At 64.7% G+C, this 2,975-nt stretch carries 3 protein-coding genes and 2 tRNA genes; 3 read left to right on the forward strand and 2 right to left on the reverse strand.

Features of this window, described 5'->3' with window-relative positions:
* Positions 1-721, forward strand: a 721-nt coding sequence (locus IL54_RS06840; RefSeq protein WP_337587980.1) for a putative PEP-binding protein, incomplete at its 5' end; no start/stop codon positions are given.
* 54 nt (positions 722-775) lie between these two features.
* On the opposite strand, the gene IL54_RS06845 is transcribed toward IL54_RS06840, so the two are convergent.
* Positions 776-1,255 carry a hypothetical protein gene (locus tag IL54_RS06845; RefSeq protein ID WP_037474248.1) on the reverse strand — a complete coding sequence of 160 codons (480 nt, stop codon included), beginning with the start codon at positions 1,253-1,255 and terminating at the stop codon, positions 776-778.
* A gap of 140 nt (positions 1,256-1,395) precedes the next feature.
* Here IL54_RS06845 and IL54_RS06850 point away from each other — a divergent pair.
* Positions 1,396-1,472, forward strand: a tRNA-Arg gene (locus IL54_RS06850).
* A gap of 54 nt (positions 1,473-1,526) precedes the next feature.
* A tRNA-Arg gene (locus tag IL54_RS06855) sits at positions 1,527-1,603 on the forward strand.
* A gap of 15 nt (positions 1,604-1,618) precedes the next feature.
* Here the strand turns inward: IL54_RS06855 and IL54_RS06860 are convergent.
* The coding region (locus tag IL54_RS06860; RefSeq protein ID WP_076605554.1) for a cobyric acid synthase at positions 1,619-2,975 on the reverse strand (1,357 nt) is incomplete at its 5' end.

The raw sequence follows: 2,975 nt of genomic DNA on the forward strand, positions 1-2,975 counted from the left end.
AGTGGCCAAGGCGGCAGGCGTGTCTGTGGACGTGCTCAAGCGCCGCGCCAACGAACTGCATGAATTCAACCCGATGCTCGGCCATCGCGGTTGCCGCCTGGGCGTCACCTATCCCGAAATCTACGAGATGCAGGCGCGTGCGATCTTCGAAGCGGCCTTGATCGTCAAGCAGCGCGGCGGCGAAGCGCCGATCCCCGAAGTCATGATCCCACTCGTTGCGACCCGCAAGGAACTGGAACTAATGAAGGCGATCGTCGATCGCGTCGCCGCCGAAGTCTTCGCTGAACAGGGCGACAGCGTCGAATATCTTGTCGGCACGATGATCGAACTGCCCCGCGCCGCGCTTAAGGCAGGCGAGATCGCGGAAGTCGGCGAATTTTTCTCCTTCGGCACCAACGATCTGACCCAGACCACGATCGGCATCAGCCGCGACGATGCGGGCCGGTTCCTCGGCACCTATGTCGACAAGGGCATCTTCGCCCGCGATCCCTTCGTCAGCATCGATGTCGAGGGTGTGGGCGAACTGATCCAGCTGGCCGCCGAACGCGGTCGCAAGACCCGCCCTGGCATCAAGCTTGGCATTTGCGGCGAACATGGCGGCGACCCGGCCTCGATCGCCTTCTGCGAGGCGACAGGCCTCGATTATGTCTCCGCCTCGCCCTATCGCGTGCCGATCGCCCGGCTGGCGGCGGCGCAGGCTGCGCTGGCAAAGAAGGCATAAGAAAAGGGCGGGGAGTGATCCCCGCCCTTTCTCTTTGTAAACGGCGGTGTTCGCTTAGCCGAACAGGCCACGCCTGGCAGGCTTGGTTTCCAGCGTCCGCGCCTGACCGCGCCAGTCCTCCTGAACGATCGTACCGGGCCGCAACCCCAGCCGCGCTTCCAGCGCCGCTTCCTGCTCGGCGCCCAAGGCCGCAATCTGCTCGAAGCGCTGATAGCCCGCCTCGTTGAGCGACACTTCCTGCGCCTGGCTGATCCCGTTGATGCGGCTCAGATCATCGCGCTCATGCGTGGCAGCGGCGGCCACGCCGCTCGTCGCACCGGCGCCTACCGGCACCGCCTGCCGTTCCAGTTCGCGCACGCGCGTCTCGGCCGCTTCTAACCGGGCATCGCGATCCTTCACCGATTGCCGATGCAGCAATTGTTCGTCGCGCCAGGCCCGGCGATATTTGCCGCGCCCACTTATCATCAGGCCGAATATCAGGCCGATGATCAAGGCGATCAACAGCAAGGCAATGTCATTCAGGGTAAAGCTCATGGCGGGTCCTCCTGCCCATCCGAACGGTGCAGCGCGGTAAAAGTTGCTCGTTCCTCGTTCCGCTTCGGAAACGGGCCATAAAAGTGCAAAAAAGGGGCTTGCCCAAATGGCCGGGCGCTTCTATCTGCGCCTCTCCAAATGCACCCATAGCTCAGCTGGATAGAGCATCAGACTACGAATCTGAGGGTCGGGCGTTCGAATCGCTCTGGGTGCACCATTTTTCCGAAGGGCTTTACCGGTCGGGCTTCCAGCCTCCGCCAGTCTTTCCTCTGCACCCATAGCTCAGCTGGATAGAGCATCAGACTACGAATCTGAGGGTCGGGCGTTCGAATCGCTCTGGGTGCACCATTTTTCCCATCAGCATTATCCCATCGCCAGCGCGATCATGGCATCGACATCGGCATGGGTTTCGAGCAGCGCGGCGACCTCGTCCAGCGCATCCTCGACCGACTGGTCATAATCCTGCCCCGCCGACGCGCTGCCCAGCGGCTGCAGTAGGGCGTCACGCAGCTCCGTGCTGGCGAGCAGCCCATGCACATAGCTGCCCATCACCCGCCCATCGCGGCTGATCGCGCCATCCGGCCGATCGCCCAGCATGGCAAAGGGCCGCGCACGATCCGGCCCGTCGGTTTGCCCCATATGCATCTCATAGCCGCCAAATTCGGCCCCCAGCGCCCTGCCACGCACCGCTTCCAACGTCTTGGTCCCGCCCAGCACCGTCTCGACATCCAGCAGCCCCAGCCCCGCGACTGACCCCGGCGGTCCCTCCAGCCCGTCCGCGTCGGCGATCGTCCGTCCCAGCATCTGGTATGCGCCGCATATCCCCAGCACCGCGCCCCCGCGCCGGTGATGCGCGCGTATGTCGATGTCCCACCCCTGCGCGACCATCGCCCGCATATCCGCGACACTGGCCTTGGAACCGGGCAGGATCACCAGCACCGCCTCGGCGGGGATAACCTGCCCCGGTCCGACCATGCGCAGGTCCACGCCCGGCTCCAGCTTCAGCGGATCGACATCATCGAAATTGGAAATGCGCGGCAGCACCGGGCAGGCGACCACCAGCGGCGCGTCGACCGAAAAATGCCGCCGCTCCAGCACGACCGCATCCTCGCTCGGCAGGCGCGCCACGGCATCCAGCCAGGGCACGACCCCCAGCCCGCGCCAGCCCGACAGCGCCTCGATCTGCGCATAGCCATCGATGAACAAAGCCGGATCGCCACGAAATTTGTTGATCAGGAAACCCCGGATCATCGCCGCATCCTCCGGGTCGATCACCGTGCGCGTGCCCACCACCGCCGCGATCACGCCACCCCGGTCGATGTCGCCGACCAGTATGACCGGCACATTGGCGGCACGAGCAAAGCCCATATTGGCGATGTCGCCCGCGCGCAGGTTGATCTCGGCGGGCGACCCCGCGCCCTCGACCACGACGATGTCGCATTGCGCCTGCAACCGCGCATAGCTTTCCAGCACTGCGCCGAGCAATTCGCCCCGCGCGGCGCGGAAATTGCCCGATCCCAGCGTGCCGCGCACCTGGCCATGAACGATCAGTTGCGATGTCCGGTCGGCCTGTGGCTTCAACAGCACCGGGTTCATATCCGTATGCAGCGGTACGCCGCAGGCGATCGCCTGCAACGCCTGCGCCCGGCCGATCTCGCCGCCATCGGCCGTCACCGCCGCATTGTTGGACATATTTTGCGGCTTGAACGGCCGGACTCGA

It is taken from the genome of Sphingobium sp. ba1 (genome assembly GCF_000743655.1).
Lineage (GTDB): Bacteria > Pseudomonadota > Alphaproteobacteria > Sphingomonadales > Sphingomonadaceae > Sphingobium.